This is a genomic window from Thioclava sp. F36-7 (assembly GCF_002020075.1).
In the GTDB taxonomy this organism is placed as follows: domain Bacteria; phylum Pseudomonadota; class Alphaproteobacteria; order Rhodobacterales; family Rhodobacteraceae; genus Thioclava; species Thioclava sediminum.
In genome coordinates this window covers 51,394-74,840 of sequence record NZ_MPZR01000011.1, presented here as the reverse complement: position 1 = coordinate 74,840, position 23,447 = coordinate 51,394, and the positions used below count along the sequence as shown (strand labels likewise).

The following is a 23,447-nucleotide window of genomic DNA, read 5'->3' as shown; positions in this document are numbered from 1 at the left end:
CTACTCACGGCGCGGGATCAGCCTCAGACGAGAGCTCGAGAAGGCATTCCGGCCGGGTGCAGAAGTTCAGCTGGTTCGTCTGCGTGTCCAGAGAGATACCCTTCGAATTCGTCCACGGAGTGGGCTTCACATAGAGGGCCTGCGCTTCGGTGTTCACCGTCTCCATGTAGTCGGCCGGAGCATATGCGGTCTGGAACAGACCCGGGACGCCCATCGGGAAGACGCGGCACTCGTTCAGGCCGATGAAGCCCGGAAGATCCGGCGATCCGCGATAGTTTTCGAATACGATCCCACCGAACTCGAAGGTCGCATATGCCCCCTTCTTGTCGCCCGCATAGCCCTCGCGCAGAATGCGCGCCTCGGGCCAGCCCTTGTAGGTTTCGCGCACTTCGGGATGCATGATCAGCAGATCGAAGAAATTGTCCCCGCAGAGCGCGTGAACGCCCTTCATCGGCAACGCGCCGAGCAGGTCCATCAGGTCCCGCACGATATTGGCGCAGGCGCGGCGCAGCGCACCGTCGACGGGCGACGTAGCGGCCAGATCGAGGTAGGTGATCGGCGACGCCGTCACGCCCAGCAGATCATAGAGATTGAGCTGCGAGCCGTCTGCGTAGGTGATGATGCCCTTCACCGCCCCCATGCGGGCGAGTTCGGCGGTAGCCGCAAGGTTCTGCTTGGCATCGATCAGCTTCTCGACGGTTTTTTCCTGAACGGTGGTCAGCTGCCCCGTCTGGCCCGGAGCGCGCTTGTTCTGAACCTCTTCGGCCAGCAGCGCGTCGTTGATCTCGAAGTGGGGAATTTTCACGTCGGTCACAATGTCGCGCGATCCGTGCTGGATCGTGACACCCGGCGCGCCGCGCTGGGTCGGCGGAATGAGCTGGATTTTTCCCTTTTTCCGCTCGATCGAAATCGACGTGGTGCTGAGCATCTTCGGCTCGAAGATTTTCAGCTCGTCGAGCCGGCTCGGGACGTAGGGAATGTCGTTGACCAGATCGGTCAGAGCCGAGAGGGTGAACGCGTCACCCGAAAACATTGCATTGTCGAGCATCATTCTGCTCCTTTCAACTTGCTGACGATATGACCCCACGGGCCAGAACTGGTAGACTTGCCGTGGTTCGCCCCGAAGTTCTCAAGGGGATCCGCCCCCGTGCCGACTTCCTGCTCCGATGCGGCGCGGTCCTCGATCGACCGGTAGCCGGTCGGCTTTTCGGCGGGCGCGGTTTCAAGCATCTTCACCGCGGTTTCGACGGGGACACCCGAGTCGGCGAGCGTCTGGGCGTAGGTTGGTTTTCCGGCCGCCCAGGGCGAGGAAATGATCGCCGCATATCTCTTGCGCTCGGCCTCGATCCCCTCGGCGCGCCCTTCGGCGCGGGCCGCGTCAATTGCCGCGTTGTCGGCTGCGGCGCCGTTCTGTTTCGTCATTCCGAAACTCCTATTCGATTGGCGGGCCGCACCGGCCCGGGTTGGGGAAAGTTCGGCCAGCACCTCATCGAGAGACGCCACCCGGTCGGCGAGCCCGCGTTTTACCGCTTCCTCGCCAATGAAGGTCCGCGCTTGCGTCGCGCGGGCCATCTCTTCGGTCAGCCGTTCGCCGCGCCCGGCGGCAACCATGCCGACGAAGAGCGAATAGAAATACTGACACTCGGTTTGCAGATCGGCTTTCACCGCGTCCGGCAAAGGGCCGAACGGATTGCCGTCGACCTTGTGGTCACCCGAGAAAATCTGGGTGACCGAGTAGCCGTCCTGCGCGAGTTTCTTGGAGGCATCGACATGGGTCATGACGACGCCGATGCTGCCGACGATCGAGGTCGGAGATACGACGATCTCATCCGCCGCAGACGCGAGGCCGTAGCCAGCGCTAGCCGCCACGTCATTGACGACGGCGATCACGCGCTTCTCGGCCGCAAGCTCGCGGATCAGTTGGGCCGCCGCGAACATGCCGGTCGCTTCGCCTCCGGGGGTGTCGAGGTCGAGGATCACAGTGTGGATTTCCTGATCGGCGCGGGCCTCCCGGACCTGGGCGGAAATCCCCTCATAGGAGACGAGGCCAGAGTTCGATCCAATCCACGCGCCCCGGTTCACAAGACTCCCCTCAATCGTGATGATCGCAGCTCCGTTGACGGCGCGATTGAGGCGCGAGGAGCGATCTGCGCGGTTGCGTGAGCCCATGAAGCGGCTCGCGTCCGCAGGCAACCCCGCCGAGGCTCGAGTCGTTGCCGAAAGGCGGCCTTCGAGGACGTCGAGAAGGATCGCGGCCTTCGTCGGATGCAGAAACAGCGGGCGCCCGATGACGCGCTCGGCGATATGGTGCAGCTGCGTCATGGTCACATACCTCCCGGCAGGTCAGCCATGACGCCCGAGAGCGCGCCGCGCAGCCTGTCCTCGAACTCGGACCAAATCCGCTCCATCGTCGAGGACGGGTCGCCGCCTTGGACCACAGGCGAGAACTGAACATTGAGCTCGCCGATCATCGGGCGGCTAGAGCCGCCCGACCGGTTCGGGTGAATGAAGCCGCTACGAGAAGGGGTGAAGGGCTCAGGGCCGCGCTCGCCGACGAGATAGGTTTGCCCTGCTGTTACCGGCCCGCCTTTGGCGCGCTTCCCGCTCAGAGGATAGTTGCCGCCGCCGACAGCCGGAGCCTTCACCTGGCCCCCATACGGCAGCGCCTTGAGCGTTTCGGAAAGACCGGTCACCTTGAACAGCGCGGTATCGAGGGAGCTCGTCCGGATCTCTGGCTCGACCGAGACCTGCCCGAGTTCTCCGAAGGAAACCTTGAGCTTCCCTGTGGCACCCTCGGCATCTGCGAGCGCCTTCTCGACGTCGGACAAGTCATCCTTTCTGGCGACAAGTGCCATGTTGAGCATGTCAGCCATCGGGCCGGAGGCGCCACCTTTGGTGACGTTGTCGATATCGATCTGAATGTCCCTGATCGTCTGGCGCAGCTCCGCCGCCTTTTCTTTGAGAGCCGAGATTTTCGCCTGATTTTCAGCCGCGCTCCTTGCGGCGGCTGCGGCCGCCGCCTCGGCATCAACTGCAGCTTGGCGCTGAGCGGGCGTCATCGCCCCGAAGCCCTTCTCGCTCTTCTTGAGCATGTCGCTTTCGGTCTCGCCCGTGGTGCGATCGGTATTCGCCGTGGTGGGCGTAAGGGCGACAGCGGCGGCAGTGGTGATGCCTCCCCACCTGCCAATTGCCAGCAGCAGGCCGCGCATCCGCGCGGCTCGGGCGGCGGTTTTCGCTTCCAAGGCGGCCATTGCGGCGTCCGCAGTCACAGCCCCGGCCGAGACACTCGCGCCCATCGTAGTCGCGGCGCCACCGATCAGGCCGAGGCCGCGCGCCATCAGCGAGAGCGCGCCACCCTTCCCGAGCAGGCCCACGAACTTCAGGACGCCAATGGTCCCCTTGAGGGCGACGAGGCCGCCGACCACGGACATGATCCCGGCGGTGATCTGAGGGTGAGCGTCGATCATCCGGGCCATCGACTCGGCGATGGGCGCAATCTTGTCCATCATGTCGGACAGGACCGGGATCAGCGCGGAGCCGATCGTGATCTTCAGCTTCTCCATCGTGTTATCGAAGCGGCGCACCTTCGCGTCGAAGGTGGCATTGCGCACCTCGAATTCCTTGAACGCTGACCCGGCGTATTGCGACTCGTCGGCCACAAGGCCGATCGAGGACTTCACGAGGTCGAGGTTCGTCAGGAGCGGGCCAAGCGCCCGCGCCTCGTCGCCAAAGAGGTTGGACGACGCCGCCGCCTGTGCCTCCTTCGGCAGCTTGGAGATACGTTCGAGGACGTCGATCGTCGTGCCGACCGCGTCTTCCTGCATCCGCTTCGCGACTTTGTTCGCGTCGAGCCCCAGATCGCGGAAGGCGATGCGCTGCCGCTTGGTCGCGCTCTCGCCCTTGGTCAAGGCGCGGCCCATGTTACGGAAGGAGGTCGCCGCGACCTCTGCCGGGGCGCCGGAGGCGATCATCGCGGACGAGAGGGCCGCAACCTCTTTCGCGCTATAGCCATATTGCTTGGCCGTCGCGCCGACGCGCTTCATCACGTCGAGGATTTCGGCCGCGCTCGATGCTTGGCTGTTCGACAGATAGTTCATCGCATCCGAGAGCGAGACGACCTCGTCGATCGACATGCCCATACCGGTCATGAGCTTTGCCATCCCGGCCCCGGCCTCATCGGCCGAGATATCGAACGCGGTCCCAACCTTGGCCGCGGCCTCGGTGAACTTCGTCAGGTCTTTCCCGGCGATGCCCGCCTGGCCAGCCGCCGCAGCAATTGCCGCGAGGCCGTTCACCGAGATCGGAACCTGCGTCGAGAGGTCCATAAGCTGCTTCTCGAACGCCTTGTATTCCTCCGGCGTCTTGAAATTGACGACCTTCTTCACGTCGGCCATCGAGCTTTCGAACTCGCGGGCCGCCTGCACCGGGCCGCCGATCGCGCCTTTCAGCGCGTAATAGGCCCCCACACTATCGAGAATACCAATTCGGGCTTTGGAAAGGGCGGCGTCGTTGCGCGCAATCGCGGCGTGCATCCGCTCCTGCACGGTCACGCCGCGCTTAGCGGCATCATTGATCCGACGGTTCATCCCGCCCATGCTTCGACCAATCCGCTTCGCGGGTGCGCTCACGCGGTCGAGCATTTCGACGACAAGCTGCGACGTGCGACGGCTCATTGGGCGGCCTCCCCGTATTTTTCAGCGTAAGCTTCAACGAGGCGGCTGACCTGGGTGAAGGCGGCGTCGATATCCTCAACGTCTAGCGCCATGGCGGTCGTTGCGGGGAGGCCGGCGCAAACGTCGATCGAGGCCATCGCGCGGGCCAGATCGGGCATTTCCGAATTGAACAGATACTTGAGCGTGGCCGCCTCATCGTGTCCCATGTGCAGATCGAGCGCGCGGATCGTTCGGGTCGTGCCGCCTTCGTGTTCAACGGTGATCGGGGTGGAAAGTTTGTAGATCATTTCGCGCCCTCCTGAACGCCGCCAGCGAGATCAGCGAAGAAATCGGAGAGCCTGCGCCGCGAGGCATCGGCTTCTTTCTCGATCAATGTCTGCATGACGACGTCGCGGGTGCAGCGTCGTGCCATGCCGTTGAATTCTTCCGCGACTTTGCCGACGAGAAGGCTCATATCCTCCAGCGCCTCGCTCTGAGGGATCAGCTCGCGGCGGCGCTCAGCCAGTCGGAGTTCAGCCTCCGCGGCGCGGACCTCGTCGATGCGGTTTCGCGCATCGCTCCGCGAAGCCTGCGCCTCCCGTTCATCAGCGAGCGCAGCCATTCCCGCGACAACCGAGAGCAGGTCGTAGCGATCACGACCGGAGCGTTTGAAACGCCCCTCCTTCGCTTGAAGCTGGACCCAGCGGACGGTGCGCCCCGCCGCTTTCGCGATTTCTGAGGCGGTCGCGATGCGATCTTTCGGAGTGGTCGCCTTCATAGCTGCACCTGTGCGTCGAAACGAAACGAAATGGGCTTTGTCAGACCAGAAAAACGGAGCCACATCGGGAGCCGCGGGGCCCGCGCCGGGCCGGAATTTGCAGCCGGTCCCTGAACCGGGGGGTGGGTCGGGAGGAGGCCGCATCGGCCCCCTCCCCTCGGGCGACGGAACGACGCGCCAGCAGGACACCGCCCGAAACCTTTGCGCGATCTCGCTCGCGTCAGCGCATGTTCGCGCATTTGCTCATGCGCTGGGTGCTGCGACCCGGCGCGGGGAAAGGGATAAGAAAACCCGCGCGAATTCTTCATGGTCAGGCTCCCAAGGTCGCCCGGGGGTCAGCGTCGGCGCGACGAAGCACCTCGACGCCGCCATCCTGGGCCGAGCGGATCAACGCTTCTTCCTCGATCTCTGCCGCCAGCAGCTTCGCCTTGACGTCTTCAACCTTCTTCGCACGCTCGGCGGGGCTGAGGGACTTGCGCGACCCAAGAGCCGCTTCGGCCTTCTCGATCACCAGCGCCCGCACCTGGTCGCGAGCGACGGCCACGATCAGCCCAAGGAGGTCAGCGTCGGTGAGTTCAGGTTTCCAGTTCGGCGCCCCTGCCGGAGAGACGAGACCGCGCACAGGCAGGGCGTCGCGTCCGCGTTCGGCGAGACGATCGAGGGCGGCGTCGAGCGCCTTCGTGATTTCTTTTTCAGGCGGCGCGGCGTTCTTCAGCTCTGCAAGCTCGGCCTTGAAGCGGTAAACCGTCGTGCGCGCTTGTTCGACGCGCGTCGCGGATTCGATACTCTTGAGGTCAATCTTTTTGCCGAACATTTGCTCAACCCTCCACCGGACGGCTGTCCGTTTCGATGGGGAGCGGAAGCCCCTTTTCAACCGCGTATTCGTGCGCGGTCTGGTAGGTCTGGGCGGTCTGCCGGGCGATCGTGCTCGCGCTCTCGGCGGCTTCCTTCGCCGCCTCGGCTTCGGGCTCCAGCTCGGCGATGCGGGCCTCAATTGCCTCGGCGGCCTTCGCTTGGTCACGCATTCCTCGGCCCCGCATCGTTTCAGCGATCCGGCGACCAACGCTGCCGAGGTCGAGGTCGGCCGGGGCGATCTTGGCGAGATCGGAGCGGGCGGCGGCGAGAGCGCCCAACAGTTCGTTCCGACGCTTCGATGCCGCGAGAGCTTCGGAGCGTTTCCGGTCGCGAATGTCGCGAAGGCGGGTCAGGTGTTTCCGTGAGTTGAATTTGGGTTCGGGCATCGTCGGGCTCCTCGTTTACCCTTTGACGCTGCCCGCGATCCTCACCCGGCGAAATTGCTCATCGCCCCAAATGAGTTATTGACGGCGCGGATATCGGCCTCCGCGACCCGGAGACGGCCACCCGTTCGCCACGAGAAGGCGACGAAGGGTTTCATAGGACGGCATAGCCTTCGCCATTCCAGCAGCGCAAAGGCGACGCAAGTCCCATGCAAGCGGCTCCACTCCACGCCCGGAGGGGCGCGCCTGCGAGTTCACTGCTCGATACGCCGCACGGATCTCTGCATGGATCGACCGGACGGACCTTTGCCGGTTTGGGTCCAACCGGTCGGCGCAGGCGACGAGAACCTGATCGCGCACGGCTCGGCGCTCGGCCGCAGGATCAGACTTCGGATCGGGTGACGCGCTGGGCGTCAGCAACTGGGCGAGCTCCCGCGCCGTCAGCTTGTGGGCCCGGAGTAGCCGTTCCAGATCGTGGTCGAGAAGGATCGCGCGAACCGGATGCACTCAGTCGCCCCCGCGATCCCACATCACGTTTTGCGATCGAAGGCCGGATCGCGCAGTCCGCCCGTCTTCGGCTCGCCACCGGAGGAGCGACGACGTCACCCCGTCGCGCTTCCTCGTATAGGGCTCGACTGCGATCAGCGTCAGCATTTGCTGCCCGACCCTGATCTTCGTCCCAAGCTCGGGCGGATGCTCGAAATCAACTCGATAACTATTTCCCATTGCTTCACCCCTCGATCTTCTGGACATGCCTCCGGACACACACTGCCTCCCCCCATAAGGGGGGAAGGCGTGTGTCCGGGTGTCCGAGCGACCGGACAAACGGAGCGGACAGACAGAAAAATAACGTTTGTCCATGTGTGTCCTGTTTGTCCGAAACCTTGGACACACAGGGGTCAGAAATCGCGCCTTCTGTGTGTCCAGTGTGTCCGGAAGGACGGACAGACCCCGGACACACGTTATTTTCATGTCTGTCCGTGTGTGTCCGGGTCGCTGCAATCATCACGCTTCTCCCGCGTCAGACGCCTGGGCGAAGCGGTCACGCCCAGAGGCCACGATCAGGCCGAGCTCGATCATTCGGTCGAAGCTGCGCGCAGCCGCTTTACGGATCGCGTCATCGCTCCCGGTCAGCGCCCCGGATGCCGCGAGCGCGGCCTTCGCGTCGATCGCCGAAAACGTTCCCTGCGGAAGGTAAGGCGCCAGCGCGCGAGCGCGCTCGTCGGCCTTGCGTGTGCGTGCCTCGTTTGTCGTCTCAAGTGCAGGACGCGGAGCGCGATGCGCCACCGGGCGCAACACGCAGCTCGGCGCACCATCGACGGGCGACAGCATAAAGTCGAGCGGCGCAGGAGCAGCCCCGTTCCTGATTTTGGACGCGGAGACCGTGATCCGGTCGCCGTCTTTCGTCACGGCGATCTCGGCGTCAACAGCGGCGCGCAGCGCAGAGCTACCGCGCGCACCTTTGGTCGCGTCCTTCCCCGTGTGGTGAACGAGCATGACGTGGGCCCCGGTCTCGCGCCTGATGCGGTCAAGCGAGGCGATGACCGAACCCATCTCGCGCGAGGAGTTCTCATCTGCCCCCGCGAGACAACGCGCGAGCGTATCGAAAATTACGAGGTCCGGATCAGCATATTCGAATGCGCCGATCAGGTTGGTAACAGGCCCTTCCTCGATCAGCGGCACGGATGCTTCGATCGTGAAAAGGCTTCGCAGAACGTCGACGGTCTCGGCGGCTTCCGGCTTTGCCACCTCGATCGCGCGAAGACGGTCGCGAATTCCATCCGGGTCCTCGGCCGCGACATAGACAACCGTTCCGGGCCGCGTCTTCTGAGAGCCCCAGCAAGTCCCTGCGGCAATGGCGTGTGCGAGATCGAGAGCGACGAAGCTTTTTCCCGATCCTGAAGGCGCGACGAGCATTGAGAGCTCACCCGTTCGAAGCCAGCCGTCCACCAGGTTGGGCGCGCTCTGACGCGGCGCCGCCGCCTCTTTGCGCGTAAGCAGGGCGAACCCACCAGTTGGCGCGATCTCCTGCGCACATGCTCCGTCAGGCGGCCGCTCGAAATCGTCTGCCCCGATGTTGGACGTGTCTCTCATGCGGCCCCGTCCACGGTGTTCGAGGCCGCTGTCGCTTTCGCGGCCTCCCACTCTTCAAGGTCCGCGATCCTCCAGCGGGAACATTGTGGAGAGAGTTTGACCGGCTGCGGAAAGGTCGGATCAACCCGCGCCCAACGCCAAATTGTCAGGCGTGTCACACCATAACGCGCGCCTACTTCCTTATCATTCAAAAACATGTAGCACCTCGTTCTATTGGGTGCTTTCCAATTTGATCATGTAATATCTATTGGCAAAACCTTTCGATAACTTGCACGAAGTCACCAAAGTTAGAGAATTCTCATCTGCGCCGCAGTTCCGCCAACAGAGCAGCTTTCCCAGGGATGTTTCCGCCCACGACCTCGTGGTGCGCGAAATTAAGAAATTCCTCGAAAGCCCGATCCTTGCTGCCATTTCCCCCGCAGGGAATACCAGCCTTTCGGAATAGCCTGACCATTGCCACGCCAAAGACATTGACCGGCTTCTCGCGAAGCTTCTCAGTATATGCACCGCGACCGCCGGCCTTTGTCGGCAGCGCCTCGATCTCATCCGCCATCGCCAGCGCCGGCGCGAGCGCATCAAGCGCCTCAAGGATCGAAAAACGCGACGAGCCCGACGACAGGTCGGATACTCGTCCCGTTTCGCTCGATGCACCCAAGCGGCCGACTTCCTCCATCAGATCCGACAGCTCAGCCTGCACCCCCCTCAGACGAGAAGCTATATCACGGACTTCTGCTTCGCTCAGCTTAGGTCGGAAACTCTGCCTCTCCTCCTCCTCCCGCCACGCTCGCAATCGACCTTCGACTTCCGTGCGCGTGCCCGGGTCGTCGCGCAGGGCCGCGAGGCGAACATCAACATCGACTACCCGATCCCAGAACGGCAGGAATTCCCTCTGACGCTCTTCCCGCGTTCGCTGCGCTGCATCATTCATTCGTTCGATGGCGCGGCTCATGCGCTTCCCTCCGCGTGCGGAAAACGCACAATCTTGCCGCCTTCGCGGCGGGTCAGGAAGTCAGTCCAAGCGTCCATCATCGCGCGGCGCTTCTCGACCATGTCGCCGCGCCGATAAGCGGCTTCGACCGCGTTGCCGACCTTATGTGCGAGAGCCACCTCGGCCATATCGCCGGGGAAATGCGTTCGCTCCGCCACCCAATCGCGGAAGGTCGACCGCAGCCCGTGCGGCACCGCTGCGCGTTTGCTCACGCGGTCCACATAGCCGACATCATCCTCGGCAAGCTTTGCAGCGTGTAGGCGCCGCATAGCCGCGCTGAGTGCCATATCCGACATTTCCCCGCCACGAGCTGCGGGAAACACGAGTGGGTTCCCAGGAAGCCGCGGTAGCGCTTTAAGGAGAGCCAGCGCATCCGCTGAAAGCGGGATGCGGTGTTCACGGTCCATCTTCATGCGGGCCGCCGGGATCACCCAAAGCGCCGACTCAAGGTCGATCTCCTCCCAAAGCGCGCCACGCACCTCCTGCGATCGCGTGGCGGTCAGCGCGGCGAACTCAAGCGCCCGGTTGCTCATTCCTTCGCGCACTCGCAATTGGGCCAGCCATTGTGGCGCTTCGTCGATCTGCAGAGCGGGTTGATTGGCCTTGCCCTTGAGCTTGGCGGGCGCGGGCAACAGTTCCTTGAGGTTGCCCGCCCATCGTGCAGGGTTGTCGCCGGTCCTATGCCCCGCAACCGTGGCCCACGACAGAACGGATTCGATCCGGCCGCGTAGCCGCGATGCCGTTTCGGTCTTGCTGTGCCAGATCGGTTCGAGAACGCGCAGAACATCCTGCACCGTGATATCGTGGACCAACATCTTTCCCAGCTCCGGCACGGCATAGGTTTCCAGCGTGCTGCGCCACTGCGTGCGGTGTTTTTCGTTCTTGAATTCATCGAGTTTGGCATCGAGGTATTTCTCGACCGCATCAGCAAAGGTCAGCCCACGGCGCTGAGCTGTTACCAAAGCTGCCCTGGCAGCTTTTCGTTCTTCGACAGGGTCCAAGCCTGCCGCGATCTGCGCTTTCACTTCCCGAGCGCTCTCACGGGCTGCGGCGAGGGTGACTTCTGGATATGGTCCGAGCCCGATCCCTCGTCGGCGGTCACCGACCATCGTCCGCAGGAGCCAAGACTTCGCACCAGTGGGGGTGATCTGGAGGAGGAGGCCCGAGACACCGCCGACGGCCAACCAGACGTTGCGACTGACGTCCCCGGAATGCGTTGCCCGCTTGATATCGAGCGCCGACATTTCTTTAGCTTTTTTGGGCAAATCCACCTCCCGAAAATATATGGCGGAGGGTTTCGCAGCCATATCCGCTAGCCATCCGACTAGCCATAAAAAATAGAACTGGATGCAACAGAACGCAACGCGAAATTACTGGAAGAATATTTATCGTCCTGTTTTCCGATGCTTAGCGAACAGCCTGCGACAGTTGTAGACGCTTGAAGGCCGCCTGTCTCTCCGCCACTTTCCCCTGTTGATCGACACATCAACATCCTGAAAGTGCGCAATCCCTGAAAATGCGATTTTGATCGACGCTCGGGCCGCCCCTTCGCGGCTCACGCTCCTGCATCCTTCGGCGCGCACCCTTCTGCACCGCGCGCGCCTCTGCGCTATGCTGCGACTGTCAGGCCTGCGCGGGGAACTCGATACACACGCGCAACCCATCCGTGCCATCCACGGTCAGGGTCGCGTCGTGCTGGAAGGTCAGCGTCCGGATCAATCGCCAACCGAGAGAATTCGAGCGCTCCGGCCGTTCGGCATCCGAGGGCAAGCCGATGCCGTTGTCGGACACCACCAAGGCGATACCGCTCTGCACATTGCCGGAGACTTGGACGCGGATGGTCCCGCTATCCCTGCCCACGAAGGCATATTTGAACGCGTTGGTGATGAGCTCGCCGATGATGAGCCCGATGTCGATGGCAAGCTTACTGTCGAGTTGCAGCTCTGCGCAGCTCACTTCGATATTGGCGTCGAGGCTTCCGCCGCTGAAGGCGCGCTCCGAGGTCCTTGCGACTTCCGCCGCCATCTCGGCCAGATCGACCTTACCGGTGTCGGTTCCGCGCTGCATCAGCTCGTGGGCCTTGGAGAGCGCCCCGACGCGGACTTCGAGCTCGGTCAGAACCTGTTGGGTTTCATCCTGTTTGGCCCGCGACTTGCTCATGCGAATGAGCGCGGCGATGAGCGCCAGATTGTTGCCTGTCCGGTGATGAAGCTCCTGCATCAACAGGTCGCGTTCCGTGATCTCCTCGCTCAGTTCGCGGTTCTGCTCGTTGAGGGCCGCCGTCGGATCCTTGGCGCTGAGGGCGTCGAGCGCCTCGGTCGCCTGCTCGACGAGTTGGGCGCCCGCAGGCAGAACGGCTGAGGACAGGAAAACTGCATCGATGCGCGTGCCCTCATGGCCGGTCTGGACATCGAAACGCGTGGCGATCCGCTGCACGCCGCGAAGCCCCAGCCCCATCCCCGTCGCGGAGGATGGCGCGCCATCGGGCTGAAGGTTCTCCTTCGGGATGCCCCGCCCCTGATCGGTCACGAGAAGACCGAGCGCCGGTTTGCCGCTCGCCTCGGTCAGCGAAAAGGTCGCGCGGCCTTTCTGGCCATGCTCGATCGCGTTGCGCCCAAGCTCGACGACGGCTGTGACGGTCCTTGTGCGTTCGAAGGAGCTGAATTGGAGAACGCTGGTCAATGTCATCGCTACATCGCGCAACCGGGCGACGTCGGTGCTTTTTTCGAGGGTTACGGTGGTGAGCTTCGTCGTCTTCACTGCTCGCGCTCCCAGTTGATGCGCAAGACGACGATGCTGGCGTCGTCGCGTCCGCGGAAGGCCCGATCCAGAAGAAATCCGGCAATCAAAAGCGGGCTCTTCTTCAGCAGTCCGGGCGGGAAATGCGCCTCCCGCAGGGTTTTCAAACCGTCGCTATGCAGGATCACCATATCCCCCGCCTCCAGTTGCACGACTTCCTCGTAGCCATGGGTCGCCGCGCCACCGATGCGGCCGTCCCGCACCGCCATGCGGCGAATGCCATTCGCGCCGACCAGCAGAGACGAGATATTGCCAAGCGCGGCGTAGCGCAGCTCCATCTGCGGCTGGGCGATATGCATCAGTGCAGCCACCGCGCCGCGCCGCCCGACCAGCCGCTCGGTGATCTGGCGCATCAGCTTGCCCGGCTCGGACGAGAGCCCGCCCGCAGCGCCAGCGGCCTCGATGACCTCGCTGGCGGCTTCGGCGGCAGCAGGGCCATGCCCGAGCCCGTCGCAGAGCAACACATCGGTCGCCCGCGGGGTCTGCCGGATCTGAAAATCATCGCCGCAGGTGGTTTCGTTCGGGTGGCACACGCGCAGCCCCACCGCGTCGACGCCGCATTCGGCCCCGTCGCTTTTCCTACCGAAGGTACACACGATCGTCGTTCCGGTGTCGGGCGAGCTGAAAATGTCGAACGTATCCGACAGGCGCACGATCGCCCCGAGCCCGAGCCCTGCGGAATCGGTGGAGCTTTCGCCGTCCTGAAACATCCGGTCGATATCCGAAATGCCCGGCCCGCGATCGGTGAAGATCATGTTGATGACATCGGCGCCGGGCTGCCGCACGAGTTCGATCAGGGCCCGCCCGCGCTCTGCGTAGCGCAGGATGTTCGTCGCGGCCTCCGTGGCCACGATCGCGAGTTCGCCGACGCGAGTCTCGGGAAGACCGATCTCGACGCCATGACGTCGCGCAAGCCGCCGCACGACGGCCACGGCGCTACGATCATCAATTTCGACCCACTGGTTCATAGCTTCACGCTCATGGAAACGGTTGTTCCTTTCCCGGGCGCTGAGTGGACCTCGAACCCATGTGAGAGGCGTTTGGCGCCGCCAAGACCTTTGCCGAGCCCGCCCGCGGTCGTATAGCCCTCGGACATGGCCAGCGTCACATTTTCGATCCCCGGTCCCTCGTCCCGGCATTCGACGCGCAGATACTCGTTACGACCGTCGAGATAAATTGAAATCTTGCCGCCGCCACCGTGGACGATGGCGTTGCGGGTGATTTCGCTCACAGCCGTCGCGAACCGGGTGATCCGCACCGCCGACAACCCGCGTTCCTTGAGAATTCGCGCGACCGCCTGGCGCGCGGCGACGACATCGCGACTGGTCGCGAGCGTTATCTCCGCAACCGCGGGTCTGCTGGATGTTTCGTTTGGATCAGGCACGCCGCAACTGAGTGAGTGCATGGGTCAGGCTGAGCGCCGTACGGGTCTCGGGCAGATACATCCCCAGCTCCACCAAGGTCACCGCAACCGCGGGCCGCATCCCCACAACGTAGGTTTCAGCGGCCAGCAGCTTGGAAATGCCAGCGAGCTGGGCAATGACACGCCCGACGAAGGTATCGACGATCTCCAGCGAACTGATGTCGAGGATCACGCCTTTGACGTTTTCCTTGGCGATCCGGTTCGACAACGTGTCCTGCAGCTCAACGATTTCCGTATCGGTGACGTCGTCCTGAATGGAGACGAGAAGCGCGTTCTCGACCAGGTTTATGGACGTCACACCCGACACGTCAGGAAACCTCGCTGGTTTTGATGACGTAGCCGACCTTCTGCAGGGCATCGGCCAGAGCCGTGCGGATGCTGGACCGGGTGGACACCGTGCCCACGTCGATGCCGAGCTGCACCATGGTCTGCGCGATCATCGGGCTGATGCCGCTGATGATGCATTCCGCACCCATCAGGCGCACGGCGGCCGCAGCCCGCAAAAGGTGCTGCGCCACCTGCGTGTCGACCGTGCCGACACCGGTGATGTCCATGATCACCACTTCGGCCTGCCGCTCGAGGATGGTCTCCAGCAGGTTCTCCATGACCTCCTGCGCGCGGGCGGAATCCAGCGTGCCGATCAGCGGTAGCGTGAGGACGCGGTCCCAAAGCTCGACGACCGGCGTCGAGAGTTCAAGCATTTCCTGGCGCTGGCGCTCTATGATCTGGTCGCGCTCGCCGATGAAGATCTCGTTGGTGTAGATCGCGAAGGCATCGACGAGACGCGTCACCATCAGCACGTCGCTGATGAGCTTGCCGCTTTCGATATCCGTCATCGCCTCGAGCCGTGTGAACAGCGGGGCTTTGAGGGCCAGAACGAAAGTCGCCATTTCGGTCGGCGTCACACCACGCCCGACGCGTTCCTTGCTCACATCTGCAAGGACGGCGCGCAGGTCTTCCCACTCGTCGTCGTCCAGGCTGAACTCTTCATTCACGACGCCCGCGCGGACACCTTTGGTGAAGGCTTTCAGAAGTTCCTGATTCTGCGCACGGCTCTCGGAGTCGGAGAACAGGTCAGAGCGTTTCACGCCCTCTTTCACCTGAGTGCCAAGCCACTCCTCCACGACGCCGGAGAAATCGGATTCGAGGATGTTCAGGATATTTGCCGTCGCTGTTTGCGGCATGTGCAGGCACTCCAGTTCTTTTCAATACTGCAGGTAAGCCAATTAGCCGCGGTAAAGTCAACGGCTTGGACGGGTCGGTTGCCGCAACGGAGATTGATCCAGAGAAGTATCGCTCAAGGTCCGAAAGTCGCCGGCAGACTTTCGCAGACGGTGATTTTCCTGCGTGAGGATGCCCCGGGGCGCCCTGCCGAGGCTGACAGCAGGAACCTGAACCGACAGGCAAAAAAAGCCCCGCGCAGTGCGCGGGGCTTGTCATTTCTTCCGGTCCGGGTGCGAGCGATCAACCGTAGACCAGTTTCGGCAGCCAGATGATGATCTCCGGGAAGAACATGCACAGCAGCAAGCCCACCACCTGAAGCGCCAGGAACGGCAGCGCCGAGCGGAAGATGTCGCCCATCGGGATTTCCGGCGGCGCCACTCCGCGCAGATAGAACAGCGCATAGCCGAAAGGCGGCGACAGGAAGCTCATCTGCATGTTCACGAGGTAGAGCACCCCGAACCACAGCACGAGATCGTCGGGATCGCTCAGCCCGAAGGCCTCCGCCCCGAGCGCCTTCACGATCGGCACGAAGATCGGCACGCAGAGCAGCAGAATGCCGACCCAGTCGAGGAACATGCCGAGTATGATCAGCACGAGCTGCATGATGATCAGGATGCCCCACGGTCCGAGCCCGGTCGCCTGCAGCGCGTTCTGCACGAATTGCTGACCGCCTTCGAGCACGTAGAGCCCGACAAAGATCGTCGCGCCGAACATGATCCAGATGACCATCGCCGAGGCCTTGAGCGTGGTGACCGCGGCCTCGCGGATCGTCTGCCAGTCGAGCTTGCGGTGGATCGCCGCCACGATGATCGCGCCAAAGGTGCCGATGCCAGCCGCTTCCACCGGCGTCGCGACACCGGTGAAGATCACGCCCAGCACGATCACGATCAGCGAGATCGGCGCTGACATATTGCTCATCAGGCGGATCTTCTCCCGCCCCGTGATGCGCTCTTCCGGCGGGATCGGCGGCCCCATCTCCGGGTTGATCGCGCAGCGGATCAGCACATAGGCCACATACATGCCCGACAGAAGCAGGCCGGGAATGACCGCACCGATGAACAGCTCGCCCACCGATTGCTCGGCCACGACCGCGTAGATGATCGCAAGGATCGACGGCGGGATCAGGATGCCGAGCGTGCCGCCCGCCATGATAGACCCCATCGCGATCTTCGCGTTATAACCGCGATCGAGCATCGCCGGCAGCGCGATGATCCCCATCGTCACCACGGCGGCCCCGATCACGCCCACCATCGCGGCGAGAACGGTCGAGGCGATGATCGTGGCCGCAGCCAGACCGCCGCGCACGCCGCCCAGCACCTTGTAGATGACGTCGAACATCTCGTTGATGATCCCCGCCCTCTCCAGCATTGACGCCATAAAGATGAACAAGGGGATCGCCGAAAGCTGGTAGTTCGTCATCAGCGGGAAGATGCGGCTCGGCACGATGTTGAGCGCGCGTTCGTCGCCCAGCACGAACAGGAAGACACAGGCCAGACCGCCCGTGACGAAGGCCAGTGGAAGCCCTGCCATCAGCAGGACGACCAGCGAGCCGAACATGATGAGTGTCAGCCACTCAATTCCAATTTCAAGTCCCATCTATCAGCCCCTGCCCATTACGATCCGCAGATCTTGTGCGAATTTCGAAATACCCTGCAGAACAAGCAGCAGAGCGCCGATCACCATGACCCATTTCATCGGCCACAGAGGCACCTCCCATTCGTTGAAGCTGATCTCGCCCCAGCGGACATTCGCATCGGTCCATTGCCCGAGGTTCCAGTTCGCCAGCATCTCGCCGGTCGGAATCTCGCCGCGAGCCCATTGCGAGATGAGCCCGTTGCCCGTGGGCACGGCAATCGCGTCCATCGCGAAGATCCACGACGTCACCAGCAATGTGCCCGCGAAGATGAAGAAGAAAACCGAGGTCAGCAGGTCGACCCACGCTTTGCGCGGTTTCGACAGCGGCGCGTAGAAGATGTCGACACGCACATGGCTCTCGGTCAGCATCGCATAGGCGCCCGAGATCAGGTATTGCATCCCGAACATCAGATACATCGCCTCATGCGCCCAGTTGGTGGGGCTGTTGAAGACGTAGCGGCTGATGACCTCGAAATAGTAGACGAAGACCGCGATGATCGCCCAATAGCTGACGAATTCGCCAGCCTTGAGGGAGAGCCGGTCGATCCAGCCAGTCCAGCCCGACGAGATATGACGGGAGTCGTCTTTCATCTCCTCGTCTTCGAGCGCTTCTAGGCGCCGCTCGACCTCGCTTTCCTCCTCGTGCTCGGGCAGCGCGGCATTCGCGCGCCGCACCAGCATCGGAAGCAGAAGCGCATCGATGACGATCCCTGCGAGCAGGACCCAGAAGGCATATTTCGAAATGCTGCGCCATTTCGCGAGCACGGCAGCTGCGGCGTCCCTCTTCGGGCGCGCCTCGACGAGATCGGCCTGCGCCTGTTCGATCACGGCCTCGCCATCCGTGACCCGCTTCTCGGCGCGATCGACATTTCGCTGCGCGCGCTTCTGCGCGAAGCTGCCTTCCTCTGCGGCAGCCAGTTCCTCGCGCAGCTTGGGCAGATCGGCCTTTGCAGTGTCGACGCGTTCCTGTTCGCGCTCCAGCGAGCGCTCGGCCATGCGCACCACGTTCGACATGTCGGAAACCGTGCCGCGCGCGTCGTGGCCTTGCGCATTCGCGTAGAGAATGGCGATGAAGACCGGGATGAAGAGAAAGCCCAGCAGGCTTTTCACGTAGAAGCGATGCAGTCCCAGCATCCCCCCGGTCACGAGAATGAAATAGCCCAAGGAGAGCGAATAACGCCGCTCCGTCTTGCGTGGCCGGTTGGCCAGCGTCGCCGCAATGATCGGGAAGAGGATTAGCCCCGCCCAATAGGCCCAATGCGGTAGAGTGAAGTCGATACTGGGCATTGCCCACCCCCTGTTGCCGGGTCATGCCCGGCCATCAGTTGAACCGGGCCCGCGCCAGAGGGCGGGCCCGTCAGACTGTCTTTGCGATCAAATCAGAGCTTCAGTTCCAGACCGTCGACCAGATCGGGCGTCACATAGCCGAGCGAGCCGGACATCATGTAATCGAGCTGGGTCTTGAAGATCCGCGCGCTGTCCTTGTCGCGATTGGCGTATTTGAACCAGATCGGAACGGCGACTTCGGTCATCAGCTCGACATCGTCCTGGCTGAGGCGGGTGACCTCGGTGCCGTCGGCCTCGAACTTGGCCCAAGCCTCCTGGTCGGCCTTCTGGATCGCCGCGTGATGCATGTCGGAATAGACGTGGGTCTCCATTTCGACGAACTGCTTCATCTCGGGGCTGAGCTTGTTCCAGGCATCCATGCCGACGGTGATGTCCATGATGTCCACCGGCTGGTAGAGCGACATCATGCCGGGCGGGCCCATCGAGATGTAGCTGGTCACCTGGCTGAAGCCGAGCGCGTAGTTCACCGCCGGGCCCACGTAGTCGGCCACGTCGATCGTGCCCTTCTCCAGCGCCGGGAAGATCTCCGAGCCCGGAAGCACGGTGGTCTCCGCGCCGATCTCGCCGAAGACATCGGCGACCATGCCGCCCGGAAGGCGCATCTTGCGGCCGCGGAAGTCGTCGATCGAGCGGATCGGCACTTTCGAGTGGATGATGTTCGGGCCGTGATGGACGGGGCCCACGAAATACATGCCCTGCGCCGCATAAAGCTCGCGCGCCATCTCCAGCCCGCCGAGGCCGTAATAGAACACGTCGAACTCATGCGGGTTGCGCAGACCGAGCGGATAGGACGTCAGGAACACACCCGCCGGGATGATGCCCTGCACGTAGATGGTGAACGGGTTGACCGCGTCGAGCACGCCGTTCTTCACCGCGTCGTAAAGCTGGAAATCCCCCACGACGTCATTCGCGCCGAACGGCTGGAAGGCCAGCTCGCCGCCGGTCTTTTCCTGAATCGTGGCGCACCAGTCCTTGAAGGTCTGGAGACCGACGCCGCCCGGCCACGAGGTCTGGATCTTCCAGGTCGTGCCATTGGCTTGGGCCGAGGCGATATGCGGCGCAGCAAGGCTGGCGGCGCCCGCCGCGGCAAGAGTGCGTAACGCATGTCTGCGAGTGGTCAGATTTTTCATGGTTCCTCCCCGTTTGGTTGCGGCCCCGACAGATGCGGGACCGAAGTGAGCGGGAGGGCGAAAACACGCGACGGCACTCCTCCAAGCGAATCGCGGTTTCGTGAGTCGGCGTGAACGCCAAGCTTCCGACTTCTCCTCAAAAGCGGAAACTCTCTTTCCTCCCCCTGTGTGTGCGAGGTTTGCACGGGTTATGTCATTTCGCAAGTATTCACGAATTTGCGTGCGTCCGTGATATCCGACAGGCGAACGTCCTGTCTCGACGCGGAGCTTCTGCGATGGAGCGGGGAGCGATTTGAAACTGCGGTCGCCATCAGGACGCTGGTGACCCTCAATTCGAACCAGCCACTACCGACGATCCATGAGGTTCCGAGGCGCGCGATTCTCACTGCAGCGTGAGACCAATCCGCTCTCACATGACGCTTTCGTGCACAAATTTTATGCAAATCACCCCGAAAATCCCGCTCTGCCTCCTGATCCCGGCGCGGTTTCGCAATTTGCGCTTGTCGGCTGACGGGCGCGCTGCAAACCTTAATGCACATCGGAATAACCCGAACGGCATTCGCGCCTCGCTTTGACACCGCACGTTAGCGGTCAGTCAGCGGGGCGTTTTGCGTTTTGGCTCAGAGGGTCTGCAAGAGTGGAAATGAAGAAACGGATTGAACTTGGCCTGCTGTATTCCCGCTCGGGAAGCTATTCGCTGATATCCGAGGCCTGCCGGACCGGGGCGCTCAGCGCGATTGCCGAGATCAATTCGATGCCCGACCTCCCGATCACCTTCGCCCCGATCGAGCGCGACCCGCAGGGCAATATCGACGCCTACGGCCCGCTCTGCGAAGAAATCCTGCGCGACAGCGATGCGCGCCATGTCGTCGGCTGCGTCACCTCGTGGAGCCGCAAGGAGGTGATCCCGACACTCGAGAAAGCGGGCGGGACGCTTTGGTATGCGGTGCCCTATGAGGGGTTCGAGGCGTCCGATCATGTCGTCTACACTCATGCCTGCCCGAACCAGCATCTGCTGCCGCTGCTTGGCTGGGCCTTTGCACGGCTCGGGCGGCGGGGCTTCCTGACCGGCTCGAATTACATCTGGGGTTGGGAGATGAACCGGCTTGCGCGGGACGTGATCCTCAGCGCCGGCGGCGAGGTTCTGGGCGAGCGTTACCTGCCGCTCGGCTCGCTGGATGTCGAGCGGATGATCAATGAGATCCGCGCGACGCGGCCCGACTTCATCCTCAACAACCTGATCGGCCCGTCGCAATACGCCTTCCTCGAGGCCTATCACAAGCTCGGTCAGGAAGACGCGCATTTCCGCCCCGAGACCTGCCCGATCCTGTCGTGCAATCTGACCGAATGCGAGCTGCCCGCCATTCACCCGGACGCGGTCGAAGGGCTGGTCGCCGCAGGGCCCTATTTCCGGGGCGTGACCGGCTGGCCGCAGGCGCAGCGCAATTTTGGCTCCTCACATGAAGCGGCCGCATGGTCGTCGGTCTATCGCCTCGCGATTTTGCTCTCGGGGCATGACGACGCCGCCGAGCAGAGCCTCGCACAGCTGTTGCACGATGCGCCGCAGGGCTCGGAGGGGATCGACCTGTCGACCCATCACACCGCCCTGCCCGTCCTGATCGCGCAGGTCGAGAACGGCGCCTTCGCGGTCCGAGAACGGTTCGAGGCCGTCGCGGGCGATCCCTATCTCGCACGCGGCCGCACCCCGATCGCCCCCGGAGCGCCCCGGCTGAAGGTGGTCTCATGAAGCGCAAGATCCGCATCCCAGATCTCGGCGGCGCACGCGCCTATATCCTGCACCGCCCCCACGCGACCGTGCAGGCGCTCGAGCGGCAATTGCGCGCAATCGGCCTGACGGTCGTCCATTGCTGGCCCGAACTGCCCGCCGAGGCCCTGTCGGGCGATTTCGTCTTCTTTGATGCCGATCAGGGCTATGACGAGCAATTTCCGTGGAAGACGGGCGAAAGCCCGATGCCGATGATCGCCTTGATCGGCACCGAAGCGCCCGGCCGGATCGAATGGTCGCTGGAGGCCGGCGCGCATGCGCAGATCCTCAAACCCGTCGGCGATGGCGGGGTCTATTCGGCGCTGCTGATCGCGCAGCTCGCCTTCGAGGCGCGGGCGCAGCTCTCGGGCGAGATCGCGGATCTGCGTCGCAGGCTCGATGAGCGCCAGACGGTGGTGCGGGCGGTCACGCTGCTCGCCGCGCGCGGCAAGAGCGAGGCCGAGGCCTACGACCAGCTGCGCCAGATGGCGATGGCTTGGCGCGTGACGTTCGAAGATGCCGCGCGCCGCATCGTCGCCAACCTTGACGAACAAAGGAAGAGTGATGACCGACGCGACCTTGGCTGAGGGACCGGCCCGACCGCAAAGCGCCTTGCGCCGCCTGATGCGCCGCAAGCTCGCGCTGCTGGGCTTTGCGATCATCGCGATCGTGACGCTCGGTGCGATCTTCGCGCCGTGGATCGCGCCATTCGAGCCGCAGGAGCAGATGTTCGACGGGCTGACGCTGGAAGGCTCGCCCATGCCGCCGGGCGAGAAGTTCTGGCTCGGCACCGATCTGCTGGGCCGCGACCTGTTCTCGCGCATCCTCTATGGCGCGCGGACCTCGCTGATCATCGGCGTCGTCGCGAATGGTCTCGCGCTGATCATCGGCACGCTGATCGGCGTCACCGCGGGCTATTTCCGCGGCTGGATCGGCGCGGTGCTGATGCGCTTCACCGATCTGATGATGGCCTTCCCGGCTCTGCTGCTCGCGATCTGCCTGGCCGCGATCTTCACACCGTCGCTGTGGATCGTCGCGATGGTGATCGCGCTGGTGAACTGGGTGCAGACGGCCCGCGTGGTCTTCACCGAGACCTCCGCGCTGGCCGAGCGCGAATTCGTCGCCGCCGAGCGCACGCTGGGCGCAGGCACGCTGCGCATCCTGTTCCGCCATATCCTGCCGCATCTGGTGCCGATGATCATCGTCTGGGGCACGCTGGGGATTTCGACCACCGTGCTGCTGGAGGCGACGCTGAGTTATCTCGGCGTGGGCGTTCAGCCGCCGACGCCGAGCTGGGGCAACATCATCTTCGAGAACCAGACCTATTTCCAGGCGGCCCCGTGGCTCGTCTTCATCCCGGGCGCCGCGATCCTGCTGCTGGCGCTGTCCTTCAACCTCGTGGGCGACGCGCTGCGCGACGTGCTCGACCCGACGCAGAGAGGGCGTGAGTGATGCTGGCCTATCTGATCCGCCGCCTGATCCAGGCCGCCCTGATCCTGCTGGGCGTGTCCTTCATCACCTTCTTCCTGCTCTTCGTGCTGCCCGCCGACCCGGTGCGCCAGATTGCGGGCCGCTCGGCCACGCCCGAGACGGTTGCCAATATCCGTCACCAGCTGGGCCTCGATCAGCCCTTCATCGTGCAATACTGGCACTACCTGACCGGGCTGATCCAAGGCGATATGGGGCGCAGCTATCTGCAGAAGACCGAAGTCGCGACCCTAATTGCCGCGCGTCTGCCCGCGACGCTTCTTCTGATGCTGGGCGCGATCGTGGCCGAGCTGATCATGGGGCTCACGCTGGGGATCGTGGCCGCGATCCGGCGCGGAGGCGCGCTCGATCAGTCGCTGATGATCACCTCTTTCGTCGCGGTTTCTGCCCCGCAATTCGTGGTCGGTCTGCTCCTGCTCTATGTCTTCGCGGTCAAGCTGAGCTGGTTCCCGATTGGCGGCTACGGCAGCTTCTCGAACCTCGTGCTGCCTGCGCTGACGCTCGGGATCATGGGCTCGGGCTGGTATAGCCGGATGATGCGCTCGAGCATGATCGACGTGCTGCGCTCGGATTATATCCGCACCGCGCGCGCCAAGGGGCTGCGCCGCTTCCGGGTGCTGGCGCTGCACGCGATGCCCAACGCCATCCTGCCGATCATCGCGATGATCGGGATCGATATCGGCATCTTCATGTCCGGCATCGTCGTGGTGGAAAGCGTCTTCGGCTGGCCGGGCATCGGGCAACTCGCCTGGCAGGCGATCCAGCGCGTCGACATTCCGATCATCATGGGCGTCACGCTCGTGTCCGCCTGCGCCATCGTGCTGGGCAACCTGCTGGCCGACCTGATCACACCTTTCATCGATCCGCGCATCAAGCTGCGCTGATC

22 protein-coding genes are annotated in these 23,447 nt (G+C 63.3%); 4 read left to right on the top strand and 18 right to left on the bottom strand.

From position 1 onward, the window contains the following. Nucleotides 1-4: 4 nt before the first annotated feature. The 18 genes from BMI89_RS18005 to dctP form a co-directional block, all read right to left on the bottom strand. The gene (locus tag BMI89_RS18005) at nt 5-1,048 is read right to left on the bottom strand and encodes a major capsid protein (protein ID WP_078572224.1); all 1,044 of its coding nucleotides are present in this window, start codon (nt 1,046-1,048) and stop codon (nt 5-7) included. Then, complete coding sequence (locus BMI89_RS18000; protein WP_078572223.1) at nt 1,048-2,322, bottom strand: S49 family peptidase; 1,275 nt, start codon at nt 2,320-2,322, stop codon at nt 1,048-1,050. The genes BMI89_RS18005 and BMI89_RS18000 overlap by 1 nt, the downstream gene beginning before the upstream one ends. Before the next feature lie 2 nt (nt 2,323-2,324). After that, nucleotides 2,325-4,673 carry a phage tail tape measure protein gene (locus BMI89_RS17995; RefSeq protein ID WP_078572222.1) on the bottom strand — a complete coding sequence of 783 codons (2,349 nt, stop codon included), beginning with the start codon at nt 4,671-4,673 and terminating at the stop codon, nt 2,325-2,327. Next, complete coding sequence (locus BMI89_RS17990) at nt 4,670-4,960, bottom strand: hypothetical protein (RefSeq protein WP_078572221.1); 291 nt, start codon at nt 4,958-4,960, stop codon at nt 4,670-4,672. The genes BMI89_RS17995 and BMI89_RS17990 overlap by 4 nt, the downstream gene beginning before the upstream one ends. Beyond that, on the bottom strand, nt 4,957-5,430 hold the full coding sequence (locus BMI89_RS17985; protein ID WP_078572220.1) for a hypothetical protein: 474 nt from the start codon (nt 5,428-5,430) through the stop codon (nt 4,957-4,959). The genes BMI89_RS17990 and BMI89_RS17985 overlap by 4 nt, the downstream gene beginning before the upstream one ends. Nucleotides 5,431-5,740: 310 nt before the next feature. Then, complete coding sequence (locus BMI89_RS17980) at nt 5,741-6,244, bottom strand: hypothetical protein (protein WP_078572219.1); 504 nt, start codon at nt 6,242-6,244, stop codon at nt 5,741-5,743. A gap of 4 nt (nt 6,245-6,248) precedes the next feature. Next, a complete protein-coding gene (locus BMI89_RS17975) occupies nt 6,249-6,671 on the bottom strand; it encodes a hypothetical protein (RefSeq protein WP_078572218.1) in 423 nt (140 codons plus the stop codon). Nucleotides 6,672-7,673: 1,002 nt separating this feature from the next. Beyond that, nucleotides 7,674-8,762, bottom strand: coding sequence for a helicase RepA family protein (locus BMI89_RS17965; RefSeq protein WP_078572216.1), 1,089 nt, complete (start codon nt 8,760-8,762; stop codon nt 7,674-7,676). Between the two features lie 298 nt (nt 8,763-9,060). Beyond that, on the bottom strand, nt 9,061-9,711 hold the full coding sequence (locus BMI89_RS17955) for a hypothetical protein (protein ID WP_078572214.1): 651 nt from the start codon (nt 9,709-9,711) through the stop codon (nt 9,061-9,063). Next, nucleotides 9,708-11,015 carry an integrase arm-type DNA-binding domain-containing protein gene (locus tag BMI89_RS17950; RefSeq protein ID WP_168176836.1) on the bottom strand — a complete coding sequence of 436 codons (1,308 nt, stop codon included), beginning with the start codon at nt 11,013-11,015 and terminating at the stop codon, nt 9,708-9,710. Before BMI89_RS17950 ends, BMI89_RS17955 begins: the two co-directional genes overlap by 4 nt. A 358-nt stretch (nt 11,016-11,373) precedes the next feature. Beyond that, on the bottom strand, nt 11,374-12,510 hold the full coding sequence (locus BMI89_RS17945) for an ATP-binding protein (protein WP_078572212.1): 1,137 nt from the start codon (nt 12,508-12,510) through the stop codon (nt 11,374-11,376). Beyond that, entirely contained in the window at nt 12,507-13,517 is a 1,011-nt protein-coding gene (locus BMI89_RS17940; protein WP_078572211.1) for an ATP-binding SpoIIE family protein phosphatase, read from the bottom strand. Before BMI89_RS17940 ends, BMI89_RS17945 begins: the two co-directional genes overlap by 4 nt. Further along, on the bottom strand, nt 13,514-13,933 hold the full coding sequence (locus BMI89_RS17935) for an ATP-binding protein (protein ID WP_246832064.1): 420 nt from the start codon (nt 13,931-13,933) through the stop codon (nt 13,514-13,516). The genes BMI89_RS17940 and BMI89_RS17935 overlap by 4 nt, the downstream gene beginning before the upstream one ends. After that, the gene (locus BMI89_RS17930; protein ID WP_232621759.1) at nt 13,926-14,270 is read right to left on the bottom strand and encodes an STAS domain-containing protein; all 345 of its coding nucleotides are present in this window, start codon (nt 14,268-14,270) and stop codon (nt 13,926-13,928) included. The genes BMI89_RS17935 and BMI89_RS17930 overlap by 8 nt, the downstream gene beginning before the upstream one ends. 10 nt (nt 14,271-14,280) lie before the next feature. Then, complete coding sequence (locus BMI89_RS17925; protein ID WP_078523189.1) at nt 14,281-15,156, bottom strand: STAS domain-containing protein; 876 nt, start codon at nt 15,154-15,156, stop codon at nt 14,281-14,283. 280 nt (nt 15,157-15,436) lie between these two features. Then, nucleotides 15,437-16,792: a TRAP transporter large permease subunit gene (locus tag BMI89_RS17920; RefSeq protein WP_078572209.1), complete on the bottom strand. Its 1,356-nt coding sequence runs from the start codon at nt 16,790-16,792 to the stop codon at nt 15,437-15,439. Between the two features lie 3 nt (nt 16,793-16,795). After that, on the bottom strand, nt 16,796-18,118 hold the full coding sequence (locus BMI89_RS17915) for a TRAP transporter small permease subunit (protein ID WP_078523187.1): 1,323 nt from the start codon (nt 18,116-18,118) through the stop codon (nt 16,796-16,798). A gap of 92 nt (nt 18,119-18,210) precedes the next feature. Further along, complete coding sequence (gene dctP, locus BMI89_RS17910; RefSeq protein ID WP_078541260.1) at nt 18,211-19,308, bottom strand: TRAP transporter substrate-binding protein DctP; 1,098 nt, start codon at nt 19,306-19,308, stop codon at nt 18,211-18,213. Between the two features lie 643 nt (nt 19,309-19,951). Between dctP and BMI89_RS17905 the strand changes: the two genes are divergently transcribed. From BMI89_RS17905 to BMI89_RS17890, 4 genes are read left to right on the top strand one after another with little or no spacing between them, the layout of a single operon-like run. After that, nucleotides 19,952-21,055, top strand: coding sequence for a transporter substrate-binding protein (locus BMI89_RS17905; RefSeq protein WP_078572208.1), 1,104 nt, complete (start codon nt 19,952-19,954; stop codon nt 21,053-21,055). Beyond that, nucleotides 21,052-21,660 carry an ANTAR domain-containing protein gene (locus BMI89_RS17900; protein ID WP_078572207.1) on the top strand — a complete coding sequence of 203 codons (609 nt, stop codon included), beginning with the start codon at nt 21,052-21,054 and terminating at the stop codon, nt 21,658-21,660. The genes BMI89_RS17905 and BMI89_RS17900 overlap by 4 nt, the downstream gene beginning before the upstream one ends. Beyond that, nucleotides 21,638-22,525: an ABC transporter permease gene (locus tag BMI89_RS17895; RefSeq protein ID WP_078523183.1), complete on the top strand. Its 888-nt coding sequence runs from the start codon at nt 21,638-21,640 to the stop codon at nt 22,523-22,525. The genes BMI89_RS17900 and BMI89_RS17895 overlap by 23 nt, the downstream gene beginning before the upstream one ends. Beyond that, nucleotides 22,525-23,445: an ABC transporter permease gene (locus BMI89_RS17890; protein ID WP_078572206.1), complete on the top strand. Its 921-nt coding sequence runs from the start codon at nt 22,525-22,527 to the stop codon at nt 23,443-23,445. The genes BMI89_RS17895 and BMI89_RS17890 overlap by 1 nt, the downstream gene beginning before the upstream one ends. Nucleotides 23,446-23,447 lie beyond the last annotated feature (2 nt).

Bases quoted from the DNA above. Each gene is read 5' to 3' on its own strand.
- BMI89_RS18005 (WP_078572224.1), bottom strand. From the start codon at position 1,048: ATGCTCGACAATGCAATGTTTTCGGGTGACGCGTTCACCCTCTCGGCT.
- BMI89_RS18000 (WP_078572223.1), bottom strand. From the start codon at position 2,322: ATGACGCAGCTGCACCATATCGCCGAGCGCGTCATCGGGCGCCCGCTG.
- BMI89_RS17995 (WP_078572222.1), bottom strand. From the start codon at position 4,673: ATGAGCCGTCGCACGTCGCAGCTTGTCGTCGAAATGCTCGACCGCGTG.
- BMI89_RS17990 (WP_078572221.1), bottom strand. From the start codon at position 4,960: ATGATCTACAAACTTTCCACCCCGATCACCGTTGAACACGAAGGCGGC.
- BMI89_RS17985 (WP_078572220.1), bottom strand. From the start codon at position 5,430: ATGAAGGCGACCACTCCGAAAGATCGCATCGCGACCGCCTCAGAAATC.
- BMI89_RS17980 (WP_078572219.1), bottom strand. From the start codon at position 6,244: ATGTTCGGCAAAAAGATTGACCTCAAGAGTATCGAATCCGCGACGCGC.
- BMI89_RS17975 (WP_078572218.1), bottom strand. From the start codon at position 6,671: ATGCCCGAACCCAAATTCAACTCACGGAAACACCTGACCCGCCTTCGC.
- BMI89_RS17965 (WP_078572216.1), bottom strand. From the start codon at position 8,762: ATGAGAGACACGTCCAACATCGGGGCAGACGATTTCGAGCGGCCGCCT.
- BMI89_RS17955 (WP_078572214.1), bottom strand. From the start codon at position 9,711: ATGAGCCGCGCCATCGAACGAATGAATGATGCAGCGCAGCGAACGCGG.
- BMI89_RS17940 (WP_078572211.1), bottom strand. From the start codon at position 13,517: ATGAACCAGTGGGTCGAAATTGATGATCGTAGCGCCGTGGCCGTCGTG.
- BMI89_RS17925 (WP_078523189.1), bottom strand. From the start codon at position 15,156: ATGCCGCAAACAGCGACGGCAAATATCCTGAACATCCTCGAATCCGAT.
- BMI89_RS17920 (WP_078572209.1), bottom strand. From the start codon at position 16,792: ATGGGACTTGAAATTGGAATTGAGTGGCTGACACTCATCATGTTCGGC.
- BMI89_RS17915 (WP_078523187.1), bottom strand. From the start codon at position 18,118: ATGCCCAGTATCGACTTCACTCTACCGCATTGGGCCTATTGGGCGGGG.
- dctP (WP_078541260.1), bottom strand. From the start codon at position 19,308: ATGAAAAATCTGACCACTCGCAGACATGCGTTACGCACTCTTGCCGCG.
- BMI89_RS17905 (WP_078572208.1), top strand. From the start codon at position 19,952: ATGAAGAAACGGATTGAACTTGGCCTGCTGTATTCCCGCTCGGGAAGC.
- BMI89_RS17900 (WP_078572207.1), top strand. From the start codon at position 21,052: ATGAAGCGCAAGATCCGCATCCCAGATCTCGGCGGCGCACGCGCCTAT.
- BMI89_RS17895 (WP_078523183.1), top strand. From the start codon at position 21,638: ATGACCGACGCGACCTTGGCTGAGGGACCGGCCCGACCGCAAAGCGCC.
- BMI89_RS17890 (WP_078572206.1), top strand. From the start codon at position 22,525: ATGCTGGCCTATCTGATCCGCCGCCTGATCCAGGCCGCCCTGATCCTG.